The sequence below is a fragment of the Salipiger mangrovisoli genome (genome assembly GCF_015223355.1).
GTDB classification, from domain to species: Bacteria; Pseudomonadota; Alphaproteobacteria; order Rhodobacterales; family Rhodobacteraceae; genus Salipiger; species Salipiger mangrovisoli.
This window is the reverse complement of the sequence record NZ_JADFFK010000004.1, coordinates 273438-289634: the sequence shown is the minus strand read 5'-3', so window position 1 is coordinate 289634 and position 16197 is coordinate 273438. Positions and strand designations below refer to the sequence as shown.

General features: G+C 65.1%; 17 protein-coding genes. 8 read left to right on the top strand and 9 right to left on the bottom strand.

What is annotated here, in order from left to right; all coding sequences use genetic code 11:
• Positions 1 to 394 precede the first annotated feature (394 nt).
• The 6 genes from IQ782_RS07860 (at position 395) to IQ782_RS07835 (ending at position 4226) form a co-directional block, all read left to right on the top strand.
• The gene (locus IQ782_RS07860) at positions 395 to 1009 is read left to right on the top strand and encodes a ribonuclease D (RefSeq protein WP_194134065.1); all 615 of its coding nucleotides are present in this window, start codon (positions 395 to 397) and stop codon (positions 1007 to 1009) included.
• Between the two features lie 2 nt (positions 1010 to 1011).
• Complete coding sequence (locus IQ782_RS07855) at positions 1012 to 1611, top strand: hypothetical protein (RefSeq protein WP_194134064.1); 600 nt, start codon at positions 1012 to 1014, stop codon at positions 1609 to 1611.
• A gap of 7 nt (positions 1612 to 1618) precedes the next feature.
• On the top strand, positions 1619 to 2131 hold the full coding sequence (locus tag IQ782_RS07850; RefSeq protein WP_194134090.1) for an LptA/OstA family protein: 513 nt from the start codon (positions 1619 to 1621) through the stop codon (positions 2129 to 2131).
• The gene (gene lptB, locus IQ782_RS07845) at positions 2131 to 2889 is read left to right on the top strand and encodes an LPS export ABC transporter ATP-binding protein (protein ID WP_194134063.1); all 759 of its coding nucleotides are present in this window, start codon (positions 2131 to 2133) and stop codon (positions 2887 to 2889) included. Before IQ782_RS07850 ends, lptB begins: the two co-directional genes overlap by 1 nt.
• Positions 2890 to 3140: 251 nt before the next feature.
• A complete protein-coding gene (gene hpf / locus IQ782_RS07840) occupies positions 3141 to 3707 on the top strand; it encodes a ribosome hibernation-promoting factor, HPF/YfiA family (protein WP_194134062.1) in 567 nt (188 codons plus the stop codon).
• Positions 3708 to 3761: 54 nt separating this feature from the next.
• The gene (locus IQ782_RS07835) at positions 3762 to 4226 is read left to right on the top strand and encodes a PTS sugar transporter subunit IIA (RefSeq protein WP_092423538.1); all 465 of its coding nucleotides are present in this window, start codon (positions 3762 to 3764) and stop codon (positions 4224 to 4226) included.
• A 92-nt stretch (positions 4227 to 4318) separates the two neighbouring features.
• Here IQ782_RS07835 and IQ782_RS07830 read toward each other — a convergent pair whose 3' ends face one another.
• The 8 genes from IQ782_RS07830 to cysQ all read right to left on the bottom strand — a co-directional run bounded on the left by IQ782_RS07830 (position 4319) and on the right by cysQ (position 13767).
• On the bottom strand, positions 4319 to 5746 hold the full coding sequence (locus tag IQ782_RS07830) for a sulfotransferase family 2 domain-containing protein (protein ID WP_194134061.1): 1428 nt from the start codon (positions 5744 to 5746) through the stop codon (positions 4319 to 4321).
• Between the two features lie 6 nt (positions 5747 to 5752).
• Positions 5753 to 7453 (bottom strand): DUF5927 domain-containing protein, encoded by a 1701-nt coding sequence (locus IQ782_RS07825; RefSeq protein WP_194134060.1) that lies wholly within the window; start codon positions 7451 to 7453, stop codon positions 5753 to 5755.
• Positions 7450 to 8460, bottom strand: a complete 1011-nt coding sequence (locus tag IQ782_RS07820) for a glycosyltransferase family 2 protein (protein ID WP_194134059.1) — start codon at positions 8458 to 8460, stop codon at positions 7450 to 7452. The genes IQ782_RS07825 and IQ782_RS07820 overlap by 4 nt, the downstream gene beginning before the upstream one ends.
• 52 nt (positions 8461 to 8512) lie before the next feature.
• Positions 8513 to 9733: a glycosyltransferase family 4 protein gene (locus IQ782_RS07815; RefSeq protein ID WP_194134058.1), complete on the bottom strand. Its 1221-nt coding sequence runs from the start codon at positions 9731 to 9733 to the stop codon at positions 8513 to 8515.
• Complete coding sequence (galE, locus tag IQ782_RS07810) at positions 9714 to 10697, bottom strand: UDP-glucose 4-epimerase GalE (protein WP_194134057.1); 984 nt, start codon at positions 10695 to 10697, stop codon at positions 9714 to 9716. Before galE ends, IQ782_RS07815 begins: the two co-directional genes overlap by 20 nt.
• A gap of 20 nt (positions 10698 to 10717) precedes the next feature.
• On the bottom strand, positions 10718 to 11611 hold the full coding sequence (gene galU / locus IQ782_RS07805; RefSeq protein ID WP_194134056.1) for a UTP--glucose-1-phosphate uridylyltransferase GalU: 894 nt from the start codon (positions 11609 to 11611) through the stop codon (positions 10718 to 10720).
• A gap of 91 nt (positions 11612 to 11702) precedes the next feature.
• Positions 11703 to 12962, bottom strand: a complete 1260-nt coding sequence (locus IQ782_RS07800; protein WP_194134055.1) for a glycosyltransferase family 2 protein — start codon at positions 12960 to 12962, stop codon at positions 11703 to 11705.
• Positions 12963 to 12969: 7 nt separating this feature from the next.
• Entirely contained in the window at positions 12970 to 13767 is a 798-nt protein-coding gene (cysQ, locus tag IQ782_RS07795) for a 3'(2'),5'-bisphosphate nucleotidase CysQ (RefSeq protein ID WP_194134054.1), read from the bottom strand.
• A gap of 121 nt (positions 13768 to 13888) precedes the next feature.
• Here cysQ and IQ782_RS07790 point away from each other — a divergent pair, with 121 nt between their 5' ends.
• Both IQ782_RS07790 and IQ782_RS07785 read left to right on the top strand, forming a co-directional pair.
• The gene (locus tag IQ782_RS07790; protein ID WP_194134053.1) at positions 13889 to 14719 is read left to right on the top strand and encodes an ABC transporter permease; all 831 of its coding nucleotides are present in this window, start codon (positions 13889 to 13891) and stop codon (positions 14717 to 14719) included.
• An 82-nt stretch (positions 14720 to 14801) separates the two neighbouring features.
• On the top strand, positions 14802 to 15422 hold the full coding sequence (locus IQ782_RS07785; RefSeq protein WP_194134052.1) for a COG3650 family protein: 621 nt from the start codon (positions 14802 to 14804) through the stop codon (positions 15420 to 15422).
• A gap of 18 nt (positions 15423 to 15440) precedes the next feature.
• Here the strand turns inward: IQ782_RS07785 and IQ782_RS07780 are convergent, their stop codons facing one another.
• The gene (locus tag IQ782_RS07780) at positions 15441 to 16046 is read right to left on the bottom strand and encodes an alpha-ketoglutarate-dependent dioxygenase AlkB family protein (protein ID WP_194134051.1); all 606 of its coding nucleotides are present in this window, start codon (positions 16044 to 16046) and stop codon (positions 15441 to 15443) included.
• Positions 16047 to 16197 lie beyond the last annotated feature (151 nt).

The following is a 16197-nucleotide window of genomic DNA, read 5'->3' as shown; positions in this document are numbered from 1 at the left end:
GGCATTTGTCCAAAATGCGGCTTCAATCTGGGCCGAGTTCCGACGCCGGGCCGGTGTCCCGCCTGTGAGCCGAGAAACAATTGGCCGCGCGTAGACGGGCGGCAGGGTGTCGGCTCGGGTCGGCGGGTTGCCGAAGTCTCGGGTCTTTTCGCGACACGCGAGAGGTGAGCGAGCGGGCTCACGAAATGTTACAGTGATGAGGTTTACGCGAGCTGAAGGTGCGAATCACTCCGCGTTAACGCCCAAAAAAGGCCTTACGGCTGGCCGTTCCTGTCATATTTCGCGAGGTTCCTGATCCGAATGTGGCGGTCTTGCCCGAACGGGTAGAGTTGCATGGAGTCTGGCGGCGGCCTATGTGCGGTCCAGCAGGTGAGTTGCAAGCGAAGGGGCCATCATGGCGAACCATCTTTATCAGGGAGATCTGCCGGACGGGCTCGACCTTGGTTCCGTCGTGGCGATCGACTGCGAGACCATGGGCCTCAATCCGCAGCGCGACCGGCTCTGCGTGGTGCAGCTTTCGGGCGGGGACGGCGATGCTCATCTCGTGCAGATCGCGCGGGGCCAGACCGAGGCGCCCAACCTGTGCCGCCTGCTCGAGGATGCGGCGGTGCTGAAGCTCTTCCATTTCGGCCGCTTCGACATTGCCGCGATGTACCAGACCTTCGGCGCGCTGGCGCAGCCGGTCTATTGCACCAAGATCGCCAGCCGTCTCGTACGGACCTACACCGACCGCCACGGGCTGAAGAACCTCACGCATGAGTTGTTGAGCGTGGACATCTCGAAGCAGCAGCAGTCCAGCGACTGGGGGGCGGCTGACCTCACCCCGGCGCAGCTCGACTATGCCGCCTCGGACGTCCTTCACCTTCATCGCCTGCGCAGCGTGCTGGACGCCATGCTGGACCGCGAGGGCCGCGCCGAAATCGCGCAGGCCTGTTTCGATTTCCTGCCGACCCGCGCGAGGCTCGACCTTGCCGGCTGGCCGGACACCGATATCTTCGCCCATGCCTGACCATGGTGCAGCGTGGTGATACATATTCGCGGCTGATTGCCTGGCTGAAGATCCTGCTGCCGCTGGTGGCGCTGGCCTCTCTCTCGACGCTTTTCCTGCTGTCGCGGACGACGCAGACATCGCAGGATTTGCCCTTCGCCGAAGGCAGCGTGCCCGATTCCGCCGTTGTGGTGGAGCCGCACTACTCCGGGACCACCGCGCGCGGCGATGCGATCACCATGACAGCGGCGCGGGCCAGGCCCACGGGTGAGGGTGACGGCGACATGGAGGCCGACGCCTTCTCGGCCGTGATGGACATGTCCGACGGCAGCCACATGACGCTGGAGTCCGAGCTTGCGACAATCCACGAGGGCCAGCAAAATGCGCTGCTGCAAAACGGCGTCCGGATCACCAGTTCGATCGGTTACGTTATGGTCACAAAGACCATGCGAACCGCCCTTGACCGTATCGAGGCCGAAACGCTCGCGCCGGTCAGTGGCGAGGGTCCATCGGTGACTTTCAGCGCTGGACGGCTGAAAATCACCACCTCGGGTGAGGCTGAAGACGTTCATCTGCTTTTCACCGACGGCGTGAAGCTGATATACGATCCGAAAAATGAGTGAGTTCATCATGGTTCGCATTGCTGCCTCGACCATTGCCCTGATTGCCTGGGCCGGCCTTGCCGCTGCCCAGGGCACGCAGGTGACGTTCGGCGGCATGACGCAGGACACCAGCGCTCCGGTCGAGGTGACCGCCGACCAGCTGGAGGTGAACCAGGGCAACGGGACTGCCCTCTACACCGGCAACGTGGTCATCGGGCAGGGCGACATGCGTCTCGCGGCCCCGCGTGTTCTGGTGGTCTATGCCGAGGGCCAAAACGGCAGCCAGGGGCGCATCCAGCGCATGGAGGCAAGTGGCGGCGTCACTCTGGTCAGCGGCGAAGAGGCCGCCGAGGCCGAGCGCGCCGATTACGACATCGATGCCGGCACGGTCGTGATGACCGGCAACGTCCTCCTGACGCAGGGCGGCAACGCGCTGACCTCGGAGCGCATGGTGGTGAACCTGACGGATGGCACGGCGCAGATGGCCGGCCGCGTCCAGACGGTGATCAATCAGGGCAGCAGCGGGCAGGGGCAGAACTGATGGCACGCCCCAACCTGACGGTGACCGAAGGCAGCCAGGGCCTGCGGGTCGAGCACCTGCGCAAGAGCTACCGCAAGCGCACCGTCATCCGCGACGTGACCCTGAAGCTTGACCGCGGCGAGGTCGTTGCCCTGCTTGGCCCGAACGGTTGCGGCAAGACCACCACCTTCTACTCGATCGCCGGACTGGTGAACCCCGAGGGCGGGCAGGTCACCATAGACGGCCGTGACGTGACCTTCCTGCCGATGTACCGCCGGGCGCGGCTGGGAATCGGCTACCTGCCGCAGGAAAAGTCGATCTTCCGTGGCCTTTCGGTCGAGGACAACATCGCGGCGGTACTCGATATCGCCGAGAGCGACCGCCACCGTCGCCGCGAACGGCTGGAGGAGCTGCTCGGCAGCTTCTCGATAGAGCACTTGCGCCGCGCCCCCGCGCTGGCGCTGTCCGGTGGTGAACGACGCCGCGTAGAAATCGCCCGTTGCCTTGCGGCGAATCCCAAGTACCTGCTGCTCGACGAGCCCTTCGCCGGGGTTGACCCGATCAGCGTTGGTGACATTCGCCACCTCGTTGCCGATCTGAAAAAGCGCGGCATCGGCGTGCTGATCACCGACCATAACGTTCGCGAGACGCTCGAGATTGTCGATCGCGCCTATATCCTGCACGACGGTCATGTGCTGATGTCCGGAACCCCGGCCGAGGTGGTGCAGAACGAAAACGTGCGCCGTGTTTACCTTGGCGAGAATTTCCGCATCAGCTGAAGCCATTCTCCGTGAGAATCCGCCTATGATGCGCTCACCCCAATGCGACAGATGATTGACAAATCGGGGGATGCTGACCTCAAATGAGGGTATGACGCACCGTTATTCTGCAGCTCCGGAACACGCGTCCCCAGAGGAGAGGGACCCCCGGACCCATTCTGCAGCGGGCTTGCGTCACCCCTGATCCGCACCACATCTGAGGCAGCCCTCGGGCTGGATGCGATACGGATCCAAAGAGAGAAGGAACAAAGATGCGCTATCAGATCACGGGTAAGCAGATCGATATCGGCGACGCGCTCCAAACTCATGTCAAACAAGAGCTTGGCGAGGTTTTCGGGAAGTATTCCGGGCGCCCGACCGATGCAAGTATCACCTTTTCCAAGAGTGCGCATGAATATGTCTGCGAGGTCACGGTCCACCTCTCCACGGGGCTGACCACCTCGGCCAAGGACAAGGCCACCGAGATCTATGCCGCCTTTGACGGCTGCGGCGAAAAGATCGACAAGCAGCTGCGCCGCTACAAGCGGCGGCTGAAGGACCATCACAAGGATCGCCTGGAGCCCGTTGAACTCCACAACGCGGCCTCGTATATCCTCGCGCGCGAAGAGGACTCGCAGGACTACGACGAGCCCGAAACGCTGCAGCCGATCATCGTGGCGGAGATGGAGACGAAAATCCCTTCTCTGACTGTCGGCGAAGCCGTTATGCAGATGGAACTGGCCGGAGCTCCCGTGCTGGTCTTTCGCAATGAGAAGAAGGATGGCGTGAACGTCGTTTATCGGCGTGAGGACGGCAATATCGGCTGGATCGATCCGTAAAGGACAGGACAGCCGGTGGATCGGCGCCTTCGAGCAGACAGTAAAGGGCGGTCAATGACCTTTCTTGAACTCCTGAAACCGCAGGCCGTGAAGGTCGTCGCGGCGGCAAGCAGCAAGAAGCGGCTGATGCATGACATCGCCGAGCTGGCCGAATCCGCCTATGGCATTCACGCGGCCTCGGCCGTGGAGGCTCTGATGGAGCGCGAAAGCCTCGGTCCCACCGGCGTGGGCCACGGCGTGGCGCTGCCGCATGCGCGGATTCCCGGAATCGATCAGGTGCACGGCGTGTTCATCCTGCTGGAGAAACCCGTCGAATTCGAAGCGGTGGACCGCCAGCCGGTGGACATCGTCTTCGCCCTTTTCGCCCCCGAAGACGCGGGCGTTGAGCACCTGAAGGCGCTGGCGCTGGTTTCCCGCTCGCTGCGCGACGCGGCGCTCTGCACCAAGCTCCGGGCGAACCCCGATCCTTCCACGCTCTATGCCGTGCTGACCGAGGATCGCTCCTCCCAGGCGGCCTGAGCTGGCGCGGACATGAGCAGGACGCAACAGGGGAGCGGGCCGAAGGGTCCGCTCCTTTTGCTTTGGCGCGCTGGGCTGCGGTGCGCCGCGGATCAGCGCCAGTCGCCGAATCCGAACATCAGGTAGTCGCGCTGGTAGGCCTCGCGCGCGAGCGCCTCGAGTGCGTCATCGTAAACATCCGCCAGCGCATGGGGTGCGGCCTCGGCATGCTGCTCAGGCTCGGGCGGAGCTGCGTGGCCGACCTGCATCGCGAGCGCCGGCAGATAGACCGCCATTTCCTCTTCGCGGACGATCATGTCGGGCAGGGTGAACTCGGCTATGCCCTGCAAGCACTGCGCTTGCGAGGCCCAATGACCATCGACCCGGATGGCGGTCTGCCCGGCAAGATTGGTCTTCAGGAAGCCAAGGAAGGCGGCGAAGGCGGCGCGGTGCTGCGCAAGGCTGTAGTCCGGCCCCGGCGCCCCCTCGGGCAGCGCCAGCCCGTGGGTCCGGCGCAGGGTGTTGCGGATGCGGCCGAAGCTGCCGGGTCCGGTGGACAGGATGCGCGTGCAAAAGACCTCATGCGCGCGCGCGAGGGGATGGCGAACCACCGTGAAGCTGCGATGCCCCGGCCGTGCGCGCTTCCATTGCCTCAGATCCTTCTGGCTGAAGGTGCTCACGAGCGCGTCCAAAGAGACCCCGTCCAGCTCACAGAGCCAGCGCCGCACCGCCCCGGTGGGACCTGATTGGATCGGCATGTAGAGCAGCGCCGTATCCGCTGCGGCGACATAAGATGGAACCGCGGGTCCACGGCGCGGCTCGAAGTTCGGAGTGCGCGCCAGGTTGAACCGATCGAGACGCGCCAGCGCGCGCTCCATCTCCTCGGGGTTGGCGACCTTGTGCTCCACCGGCTCGGGGTTCTGGCGCTTCAGCTTGGTGTCAAGCGACTCCAGCCTTGCAGGGACGCCGAGCCACTTGGCCAGGCCATTCATCGCGGCGATATCCTGCAGGTCCTCATAGGCGACATGGAAGGCCGTCTGCCCGCTGACCTGAAGCGCCTTCATCAGATGCAGCTGGAAGTCCTGCAACCGCGCAAGATGGTCCTCGAACTCCGGTCCATCGAAAGCGACCTGCGCGTCCTTGCGCTTGCTCACGTTGGTCAGCTTCCACTGGCCGGTGCTTTGCGCGATCTTCCAGCTGACGTAGCTCTCGACCGGGTTGCGGGTCAGCACGATCTTGGCGATGCGGGCATCATCCAGCAGCGTCTGCAGCACGCGCGGATCGTGGTCGTGGAAGAAGCGGAAACCGCCGAGGCCGGGTGTTCTCTCACGGATCACCTGCAGCAGACGCTGCGGGTCGGCGTCGCGCTCGGGCTGGGTGATGCCCAAGATTTCGCTCGCATTGGGGTAGCCGATGAAATGAGGATTGAAGGCCTCACCGTGGCAGGTGACGCCGTCCAGCGCATTGAGGTTGGTCTCGAGGAAATTCGAGCCGGTGCGCATTTCGGCGAAGACGACGAAACTGTCGAAACGGTCAGACATGAAAGCTCAGTTCTTGACGAGGTAGGGTTTGCGCGCGGGCGAGGCGCTGGGGCGCGGGGCCGGCTCGACGGGGAAATCGCCCATCAGGTAGGGATGCATTCCCTGGTTCTTGAGGTCTTGCAGGAAGCGCCCGAAACCGGCCAGGTCCTGCATGATGGGGGCTTCGGCCAGCCGGCGTGGTTCTTTCTGGCCAATCTCGTCGATGATCAGCTGGAGCGGTTCCATCGGCGCCTCGATGAACTCGGCCATGGTCCAGATCCGGATGCGGGCCTTGGCCTCGGGCGAGCGCAGCTGGTCGAGCAGCTGGTGCTCGGCCTTTTGCAACGCCGCCGCCTCGGCGCGCAGAGCCGAGAAGTCGCCGCCGGAGCGGAAGAGAGGCACGGCCCAGGCCCCCGAGACCACGCTGATCTGCGCGTTGGGGTCGCGGACGAGATGCCACATCACATCCGTGGAATCGCGCGGCCCGAACTGGAAACACTGCCGGGTTCCGCGGGTGTTCCAGATCAGGTTGGTCAGAAACGCCTTCTGGTTCCAGTCGCGCAGCCCGGCATTGTCAGAGAGTGCCCCGTTCAGCACCCGTTGCCCGCCCGCGAACTCGGCCCGCTCGGCGGCGAAGAGGTGGCCATGCACCTGCGTCCCCGTGGCGCGCGCCAGCCAGGGCACGAAATCCTGGAACAGTTCGGCGAAGCCCTGGAACACGGAGTAGGGCGCGGCGGTTACGCCGTTCTCCCAGCCATGGTTGGGAAAACGGGACTGCATGTAGAGCCCGGCGCGCCCGCGGGTCCGGCGGTCCACAGCCTTCGCGAAGATGCGGTCGATCTTGCCGGGGCGTGGTTCCTGCAAGTTCGCCTCGCTCTCGGACTGGCTGAGGAACGCCCGGTAGAGCCGGTCTGCATGGGGCCAAATCTTGCGCGCGACGAAACAGTCGGACCGGCGCAGCAGTTGCAGGTGGTCGTCGTAGAAGATGTGCGGCTTGCCCTGGAAGTCGAATTTCGACAGCGTCAGGGAGCGGCTTTCGATCTTGCGCGAGTAGAGCCGGGCGAGGGTCTGAAAGTAGCTCTCGTCGGGGATCCAGACGCGTCTGAAGTAGCGATCGCGCCGGCGCCGTTCCGGGGCCGTCAGGATCGCCGAAAGCGTGTGTCGGGTCAGGCACCACCACTGGCTGCCCATATGCGGCACCAGGCCCCTCGGAATGCGGCGCGAAACGCGCAGCCTTCGCTGCACCTCGACCAGCCGGTCGAAGAGAAATCGGTTTCGGCGCCAGGAGAAGGGGAAGAACAAGGTGAACCGCTCTTCATCCAGTCCGCCCACCGTCCAGGGCACGTCGGCGGTGGTGGCACTTTCGATGAAGTCGGTGTGGGGCCGCGCATTGAGATAGTCGATCAGTTCATCCACCGGGCGCAGCGGCAGGCAGGACCCGGACGTGAGGTAGACGTGGCGCACGTCGATGAAGCGCTCAAGCATCAGCTCGGCGGCGTCCTGACTGGCGGCCACCAGACCCCAGGTGCCCCATTCGCAGCGGTGCCGGCGCGAGAACAACACCTGCGGCACGTCCGACAGTGCCTTGGCGAAAGCCCCGTAGGTCGCCTGCGGCACGTTCTGGTCCACGTGGATCACCACCGGGCAACCGGCCGTCGCCCAGTGCCGCGCCGCCTGTTCGGCCCGGTCGAAGGCGGTGTGCACCAGCATGATGATCCCGACGCTCACGCCCAGTTCCCCTTGGACATGAGGCCGAGGATCTCAAGCTGGCGCCAGTTGATGTATTTCTCGGACCACCTGCACCAGAGATCGGGGTTGTCCCGAATGCCGTCGGCATAGGCAATGTATTCGGTCGACCCTGCGTAGTGCTGCTTGCGGGTCAGCTCTTCCTCGGCCTTGGCGTTGAAGGTGTCGAGGAACTTGGTGTGCAGCAGCAGGCCCGACGCCTTCTCGCCCCCCCATTCGTCGTAGACAAGGTTCAGCCCGCGCGGCAGCAGCATGTGGGTGGAGCTGACATAGGCATAGCGCCGGTCCCATTTGACCAGCGGCACCTTGTTGAGCGCCGGGGCTCGTTCAGGCTGGTCGGGAAAGAACACGCGGCCACGCGGCCCGCCCTGGATCCAGAGGTTGCCGAACCGGGCGTTGCGCGTCACCGAGTAGTTGCCCGCATCGAACCAAGAGGCGATCTCGAGCGGGTCCTGTCCGGCGGTGTAGGGCTGCGCGTCAAGCGGTCCCTTGGGGTACATGTCGAGCAACATGGCCGAGAAGCTCTTGATCGACGAGGCGTCGAGCCAGTCGGTCAGTGCGCGCAGCGGGCGACTGTCGCAGAACGGGTAGAGGAACAGCTCGTCCGGATCGACCACCAGCACCCAGTGCCCATGGCCGTACCGGCGCAGCAGCCAGTTGATCCAGTCCATGCCGAAGCGCGCCCGCTTGTAGCTGCCCCGCGTGTGCCAGACCGAAACGTCGTCCTGCCGGGCGAGATAGTCGAGCGAGCCGTCGGTGCTGTCGTTGTCCACCATGATGAAGTGGTTCACGCCCATGTCGCGGTAGTACTTCAGGAACCACGGCAGGCGCACGCTTTCGTTCCGGGCGGTGCAGAAGACGATGAGGTCGGAGGGGCGGATGCGGTCGGTGCGGTCGGCGACGCAGCGCAGCTCGCGCCGCTTACGCAACGCCCGGATCAGCCATCGCTTGCGTTGCAGCCGAAGCCTGTATGACTGCCATGCACCCACTAAACTACCCTCGTTCGGGGCAAGACCCCAAAGCCGGCTGGGGAGCCAGCTATCAGATCAGGGTTGACACGGCTTTGAAATGGGCGTCCCACGATGGCGGACCATACTCCGCCTGCGTGGCGTCCTTTCCGTCCGGTCGCGCCCGATACCCTTCGGCCATTTGCCTTATTCTTGAGGCCCAAAGATACCGGTCCGATTCGTCTGCGTAAATGGGTATATCGCCGAGCACCTCGCGCAGCACGGGAAGTGGCGCGGCGAGCACGGGGACGCCAAGCGCGGCCGCTTCGACGGGGGGAAGACCGTAGCCCTCGGCAAGGCTTGGGAAAAGCAGCCCGGCGCTTTGGCAAAGCAGGCCGGCGATCTGGCCGTCGTCCAGTCCGGGCAACTCGTGCACATTCGCGACGCCTTGGTCGAGCGCCGCAAAGACCTCGGCATTGTTCCAGCCGCGCTGGCCGCAGACCAGCAGATGCGCGGGAGGAGCAAGCTCGCGCCAGATGTCGAGCAACAAAGCGTGGTTCTTGCGCGGCTCGATGGTGCCGAGGGTGACGAAATAGGCCGCGCCGGTCCACGGACCTTCGGGTGGGACGCCCGGCCTAGAAGGCGTTACCCCGAGATGGGCGACAACGGCGCGCGGCGCGCTCTCGGCCCCCAGATGCCGGACCATGTCGCGGCGGGTAACCTCGGAGTTGCAGATCACCAGGTCGGCATGGGCCCCCACTCGGCGCAGGAAGGCACCGAAGCGCTGGGCGCTGCCTGCGCGCTGATACTGCGGCCAGTCGAGCGGGATGGTGTCATGCAGCAGCACCGCGAGGCGGCTCCCTGCAAGGCCGCGCAGCGCGGAGATCACCGGCTCGGAGAAGTTGGAGTGCCCGGTATTGAGATAGACCGCTCCGGCAGGCAGGTGGCGGCGCAGCATCCGTCCGAGCAGGGCGGCGGGCGACCTGCCGAGGGCAGCGGCGCGCAGCGCGGTCTCCATCCCGGCGCGGTGCGGGTCGCCACGGCGGGCAAGGCGGCCGAGAAGGTCTGGTTCCGGCCAGTCCCGCCCGTCGATCCGGGCCTTCAGCGCCGCGCATCCGGTGCCGTCGAGCAGCAGGTAGCCGAGCGAGGTCTTCACCAGCCCGAAAAGCGGAACCGGCCCCCGCAGGAGCCGGTCGAGATAGGCGTATTCCACCCGGTCCACCCCGGTCATCCCCCGGCCCGCGCGGCTGACCAGTCGGGTCAGGTCGAGCAACCGGGCAGGGGGCTGGTCGGGCTCAGTGATCGTAGTGCCCATTCAGGTGCCAGTTCCAGGCATCGGCGATCATCTGCGGCATTGTCGAGCGCGACGGCTCCCAGCCCAGTTCGGCCAGCGCGCGGGTCGAGCCCGAGACCAGCTTCGTTGCATCGCCGGCGCGGCGCGGTCCCTCGGAGTGCGGCACCTCGCGGTTGGTCACCGCACGCGAGGCATCGATCACCTCACGGACGGAAAAGCCCTTGCCAGTGCCGAGATTGAACACCGAGGACGGCTTGCCGCCTTCGAGCCATTTCAGCCCCAGCACATGCGCGTCCACCAGATCCATCACGTGCACGTAGTCGCGGATGCAGGTGCCGTCGGGCGTGTCGTAATCGGTGCCGTGGATGGTCAGCGCCGGGCGCTTGCCGTCGATGGCTTCCAGCATGACCGGGATCAGGTGCGTCTCGGGCCGGTGATGCTCTCCCACCTCGCCCTCGGGGTCCGCGCCCGCCACGTTGAAGTAGCGGAAGATCACGTGGTTGAGCCCGTCCGAGGCGGCAAAATCGCGCAGGATGTTTTCCACCGCGCGCTTCGAGGCGCCATAGGCGTTGAGCGGGATCTGCGGCGTGTCCTCGTCGAGCACCACGTTGTCATGCTCGCCATAGGTCGCGCAGGTCGAGGAGAAGACGAAGTTCTTGCAGCCCGCGGCGCAGGCGGCCTCGATCAGCGTCAGCGAGCCCTCGACGTTGTTGCGCCAGTAGAGACCGGGTTGCGACATCGCCTCGCCGACCTGGCTCAGTGCCGCGAAATGCATCACGGCGACCGGCTGGTACTTGGCGAAGACCTCGTCGAGCCGCGCGCGATCCGACAGGCTGCCCTTCTCGAAGGGACCGAATTTCACCGCCTGTTCCCAGCCGGTGACGAGGTTGTCATAGGTGACGGGCTTATAGCCCGCCGCCTTGAGTGCCTTGCAGGCGTGCGAGCCGATATAGCCCGCGCCGCCGGTTACCAGAACATTGGTCATACGAGGGCTCTGACCAGCCCCTATTGCGCGGCTTTGCGCGAGGACATGACCTCGTGCAGGTAGCCTTCGAGATCGTCGCGCAGTTCGTCGCGGCTGAGGCCGAAGGCCACGGTGGCCTGCAGGAAGCCTGCCTTGGAGCCACAGTCGAAGCGTTGGCCGTTGAAGCGGAAGCCGTAGACGCCCTCATCGGTGCCGATCTGCTTCGCAATCGCGTCGGTCAGCTGGATTTCGCCTCCGGCACCGACCTGCTTGTCCTCGAGGTTCTGCAGGACCTGCGGCGACAGGATGTAACGGCCGATCACCGCGAGGTTCGACGGTGCGGTACCGGGTGCGGGCTTTTCGACCATGCCCTTGACCGAGACCAGCGAGCCCATGTCGTCCTGGACGTCGAGGACGCCATAGGACGAGGCCTTGTCGGCGGGCACTTCCATCGCCGCGACCATGTTGCCGCCCACTTCCTCGTAGGCTTCGACCATCTGCTGCAAGCAGGGCTTGTCGGCGGCGATCACGTCATCGGGCAGCATTACCGCAAAGGGCTCGTCGCCGATCAGCCGGCGCGCGCACCAGATGGCGTGGCCGAGGCCGAGCGCCTTGTGCTGGCGGATATAGGCGATCTCGCCCGAGTCCATGTTGGTGTCCTGAAGGATCTTCAGAAGCTTGTCCTTGCCCTTGGATTCAAGCTCGCGCTCGAGCTGCGGGGCGTGGTCGAAGTAGTCCTCGAGCGCACCCTTGCCGCGCGAGGTGACGAAGATGAATTCCTTGATGCCGGCGGCGCGCGCTTCGTCGATGGCATATTGCACGAGCGGGCGGTCAACCAGCGTCATGATCTCTTTGGGAACGGACTTGGTGGCGGGGAGGAAACGGGTGCCAAGACCGGCGACGGGGAAAATCGCTTTTGTAACTTTGCGGGCCATGAAAGATGCTCCTGGGACTGGTGCTAGGCCTGAAGGCTTAGGGTGAATCAAATCATAACAATCATATTGCTGCAGTAGCGTAAAAGTAAATCTAGCGGGGAGGGAAGGGCAAAGCGTCATTTCGCCCGCGTGCTGCGGCGGTGCGCGAAACTTCGCGCCGCAGGCGAGTGGAAAAACGGCAGAATTGCAGCAACTTGCCGGATCTCTCCGAACGACCGAACAGGCCCCCGGTCTGCTCCCAGAAGCCGGCCTCGTGAAAGCGCAGCTTGTGAAAGAGCGCACTGGTCGAGAACCTGTAGATCGTGACAATTTTTCCCTCGGCGACGGATTGTTCCGCGCGTCGCCGCAATGCCCCGCGCTGCCATGGCCGACCTGACAAATCGAGCCGTTCTGCCGCAGGGCGCCCAGGGTGCGGCAGAAAGGGGGCGTGTGCCGATCCGATGGGCGCAAGCGTGGTCGTCCGGGGGCGATTGGCGGCTTCTTGCCACCCCCGGTCAAGACCGCTCAAAAGCCGGGCAACATCGTCCGCGCCAAGCGGCCCCCGCTGCATGAGGCGCAACAGGCGGCGGCGTTGGTCCTCGCGCAGCCGGGTCCAGGCAGCGGCGCGGTCGTCCTCGGGGCAGTGCCGGTCGAGGAAGCAGCGGATCGAGGCGCCGATCTCGGTCAGGTCGCGGGGGGTGCGGTCGGCGGCGCGGCGGTCGCTCGGGGCGTAGCCGTGATGGACCTCGGCCAGCGGGCTGACGGCGATCAGGTGACCGGCCGCGGCGTGGCGCAGGTCGAGATCGGTTTCATCCAGGTAGAATCTATAGGCCGGGTCGAAGCCGCCCATGGCCGCCAGCAGCTCGCGCCGATGCGCCATGTTGGTGCCTTGCAACTTCACCGCCTCGCCTGGCGCAAGCTCGGGCAAATGCGGTCCGGGCGGGCCCAGGTCAAGTGCGCGCTCGCGCAGGTCGCAGGTTACGGCGCGCGCGCGCCATTGAAAGGAGATGCCGTTGCGCCCGCGCACGAAACCGCCCGAGGCGGCGACCTGCGGATCGGCGAAGGGGGCGCAGAGGTGGTGCAGCCAGAGCGGTTCGGGCACCGCGTCATCGTCAAGGAAGGCGACGATGTCGCCGGCCGCCTGCGCGAGGCCAAGATTGCGGGCGGCGGAGATGTTGGGCTCGTCGAATGCCACAAGCTTGATGTGGGTCCGATCGGCCCGGGCCGCGACGGCGGCGGCCCCGGCGGGACAGGCGACCACCACCACCTCGAAGGCGGGGTGGTCGAGCTGCGCCACGCCGGTCAGGCAGAGATCGAGCGCCGCGGGACGTCCGCGGCTGACGATCACCACGCTGACCGGCGGGGCGGTCATCTTAGGGTCACGCTTCTTTCAGCGCGACGTCGGGCGAATAGGCGATGAAGAAGGGGTTGGCGAAGCCTGCCTTGCCGTAGGCCAGCGGCGTGTGGTCGTCAAAACGCACCACGCGGCCGCCCGCGCCCTGCAGCACGGCCTGCCCGGCGGCGGTGTCCCATTCCATCGTCCGGCCGAGACGCGGGTAGATGTCCGCCTCGCCGGTGGCCACAAGGCAGAACTTCAGCGAGGAGCCGGCGCTCTTCATGTCCGCGGTGCTGTACTTGTTGATGTAGTCGTCGGTGGCCTGGTCGCGGTGCGATTTCGAGGCAACCACGAGCAGCGCCGAGTTGTCAGGGCTCGAGACCTTGATCGGCTTGACTTCGCCGGGAGCGTCCTTGTCGAAGGGCCCCATTTCCTCGACCGAGTTGCCGACGCTGTCGGTGTAGAACATCCGCTCCTTGGCCGGGGCATAGACCACGCCGAAGGTTGGCACGCCGTCTTCGACCAGCGCGATGTTCACGGTGAAATCGCCGCGGCGGTTGACGAATTCCTTGGTGCCGTCGAGCGGATCGACGATGAGGAAGGTCATCGCATCGACGTCGTGGCTGTCGGCCTGCTCTTCGGTCACCAGCGGCATGTCGGGGAAGGCTTCGCGCAGGCCGGCGGAGATGAGGGCATCGGCGGCTTCATCGGCTTCGGTCACCGGGCTGGCATCGGACTTGGACTTCACTTCAAAATCGTCAGAATTGTAAATTTCCATGATCTTGTCCCCTGCTTCGAGGGCGAGACGACGGATCACGGCAACAAGGTTTTCATAATTCAAAGCAGTACTCCCTTCCGCGACGCGGATTTATTGATTTGAAAGCCTGCGACTCTTATGCTGCGCTGCGTCAAGATGGGCAAGCAGACCCGTCTGTTTGAACCAGTGTCGGAGCAGAGTTGCCATGTTTGAGACCACGAAGCCGCGCTCTCGGCTGGGATCTGCCATCTACATCTTCGAGTTGATTTACCACAACTCCGTGCGCGCTGTGCGGAAGAGCCATGGCAATGCCTTCATGGCGATCTTCATGAACATGCTGCAGACGATCATCTTCGTGCTGGCCTTCTACTTCATGTTCCATATTCTGGGCATGCGTGGCACGGCGATCCGCGGCGACTTCATGATCTACATCATGACCGGGGTCTTTCTCTACATGACCCACACAAAGACGCTGGGGGCGGTCGCGGGCTCGGAGGGACCGGCGAGCCCGATGATGCAACACGCGCCGATGAACACGGCGATCGCCATCGCCTCGGCCATGCTCTCGACTCTCTACATCCAGGTCCTGTCGCTCTTCGCGATCCTCTTCGTCTACGACGTGGCCTTCAATCCCTTCGTCATGTCGGAGATTCACGATCCCATCGGCGCATTGGCGATGCTGATGCTGTCGTGGTTCTCGGGGGCGGCGATCGGCATGGTGTTCCTGGCGGCCAAGCCGTGGTTCCCGACCCCGGTGTCGATCCTGACCACCATCTACCAGCGGGCCAACATGATCGCCTCGGGCAAGATGTTCGTCGCCAATTCTCTGACGCCCGGGATGCTGGCGATCTTTGACTGGAACCCCCTGTTCCACACCATTGACCAGTCGCGTGGCTATGCCTTCGCCAATTACTTCCCGCGCAACTCCAGCTGGGAATATGCGCTTTGGGTGTCGATCGTGCTGCTGATGATCGGCCTCATGGGCGAATTCTACACCCGCAAGCACGCCTCGGCCTCCTGGTCGGCCCGCCGCTGAGTTGCCGCCCGCGCCCGTCGCGCTGGACGCGGGGCGGGCCTCTGCCTCATGATGGGGGAGACGGAGCCGGGAGGAGCCCTTCATGCGACATGCCTTCACGCGACATGCAATTTTCCTGACCGCGGCGCTGCTCGCGGCACCGGTCACGGCGCAGGATCTGCCCGCCTTCTACGCGGTGACCGGCGTGGCGGCGGACGATGTCTTGAACATCCGCGCGGCGCCCGACTCCGGGGCGGACCTGCTGGGCACACTGGCTCCCGATGCCATCGACATCCAGGTCAGCGCGCTGAACGATGCCGGGACCTGGGGGCGGATCACCACGGGCGAGGGGGTCGGCTGGGTCTCGATGAGCTTTCTCGCTCCGGAGGAGAACGGCAGCCTGCCTCAGGTCGCGGGGCTGCGTTGCTTTGGTACAGAGCCCTTCTGGACCTACGAGGTTCGCCAGGGAGAGAGCGCCAGCTGGTCCACGCCGGATGACCCGGAAGACCTGCTTCAGGCGGGTCCCTTCGAAACCGCGAGCGGCCGCAGCTGGCCTTTCAGTTCGGTGGCGGGGGCGGATCAGCTGCAGGCGGTCCTCGTCGCAAGCCCCGAATCGCAATGCAGCGACGGTATGTCTGACCGGCTCTATGGGCTGGCCGCGACACTGGTGCTGACCGGCCGGATCAGCCGCACGCTGGGCGGCTGCTGCGAGCTGATGCGCTGAGGCTGAGGCAACCGTGCCTCAGGTGACCACCCGCAGGGTGAGGTTGATGCGCCCGCCCTGTGGCAGCAGCGTGGAAGAGCCGAAGCGGATGCGGTCAACCCCGTGATGCTTCAGCCGGGCCTCGCCGCCCATGACGACCACGTCGCCGGACTTCAGCCAGACCGACTCGGTCTTGCCGCCGCGCGCCTCGTTGCCCATGCGGAAGAGCCCGTCGTCGCCAAGCGAGACCGACACGACGGGACAGGAAAAGTCCGCCTCGTCCTTGTCCTGGTGCAGCCCCATGCGCGCGCCCTCTCCGTACCAGTTGATCAGGCAGCATTCGGGCGCGCGGGCCACGCCCGCGACCTCGCGCCAGATCGTCAGAACTTCCTCTGGAATCGGCGGCCAGCCCATGCCTGCGGGGTGCTGCGGCTCATAGCGGTAGCCGCGGCGGTCGGTGACCCATCCGAAGCGCCCCGCTGCGCTCATCCGAACCGACATCTTCTGCCCGCGCGGCGTGACGGGCTGGTAGAGCGGCGCGGCCCGCAGCAAGCCGCGCAGCACGGCGACCAGCGCCTCCTGTGCCGGACGGTCGAGATGGCCGGAAAACAGCCGGAAGCCGCGGATATCGAGAGGCGAGGTCATGGCCTTTTTCTGCGGCATTCCGTGGCGGCGGGCAAAGAATTTCCCGCTAAATGCAGGCAAAGCCCCGCCAAGGCCGCTTGCAGGGCTCAAACCCCCTCCTTATATACCCTCCGAACGCCGCGAGGCCCCCGCCGGACGGCTTCTTCAACAA

Excerpts from the sequence above, each read along its gene's own strand:
- IQ782_RS07815 (WP_194134058.1), bottom strand. The coding sequence starts at position 9,733 with ATGGGCACTACGATCACTGAGCCCGACCAGCCCCCTGCCCGGTTGCTC.
- IQ782_RS07835 (WP_092423538.1), top strand. The coding sequence starts at position 3,762 with ATGACCTTTCTTGAACTCCTGAAACCGCAGGCCGTGAAGGTCGTCGCG.
- hpf (WP_194134062.1), top strand. The coding sequence starts at position 3,141 with ATGCGCTATCAGATCACGGGTAAGCAGATCGATATCGGCGACGCGCTC.
- IQ782_RS07860 (WP_194134065.1), top strand. The coding sequence starts at position 395 with ATGGCGAACCATCTTTATCAGGGAGATCTGCCGGACGGGCTCGACCTT.
- galE (WP_194134057.1), bottom strand. The coding sequence starts at position 10,697 with ATGACCAATGTTCTGGTAACCGGCGGCGCGGGCTATATCGGCTCGCAC.
- IQ782_RS07850 (WP_194134090.1), top strand. The coding sequence starts at position 1,619 with ATGGTTCGCATTGCTGCCTCGACCATTGCCCTGATTGCCTGGGCCGGC.
- galU (WP_194134056.1), bottom strand. The coding sequence starts at position 11,611 with ATGGCCCGCAAAGTTACAAAAGCGATTTTCCCCGTCGCCGGTCTTGGC.
- IQ782_RS07780 (WP_194134051.1), bottom strand. The coding sequence starts at position 16,046 with ATGACCTCGCCTCTCGATATCCGCGGCTTCCGGCTGTTTTCCGGCCAT.
- IQ782_RS07800 (WP_194134055.1), bottom strand. The coding sequence starts at position 12,962 with ATGACCGCCCCGCCGGTCAGCGTGGTGATCGTCAGCCGCGGACGTCCC.
- IQ782_RS07785 (WP_194134052.1), top strand. The coding sequence starts at position 14,802 with ATGCGACATGCCTTCACGCGACATGCAATTTTCCTGACCGCGGCGCTG.
- IQ782_RS07855 (WP_194134064.1), top strand. The coding sequence starts at position 1,012 with ATGGTGCAGCGTGGTGATACATATTCGCGGCTGATTGCCTGGCTGAAG.
- IQ782_RS07830 (WP_194134061.1), bottom strand. The coding sequence starts at position 5,746 with ATGTCTGACCGTTTCGACAGTTTCGTCGTCTTCGCCGAAATGCGCACC.
- lptB (WP_194134063.1), top strand. The coding sequence starts at position 2,131 with ATGGCACGCCCCAACCTGACGGTGACCGAAGGCAGCCAGGGCCTGCGG.
- IQ782_RS07790 (WP_194134053.1), top strand. The coding sequence starts at position 13,889 with ATGTTTGAGACCACGAAGCCGCGCTCTCGGCTGGGATCTGCCATCTAC.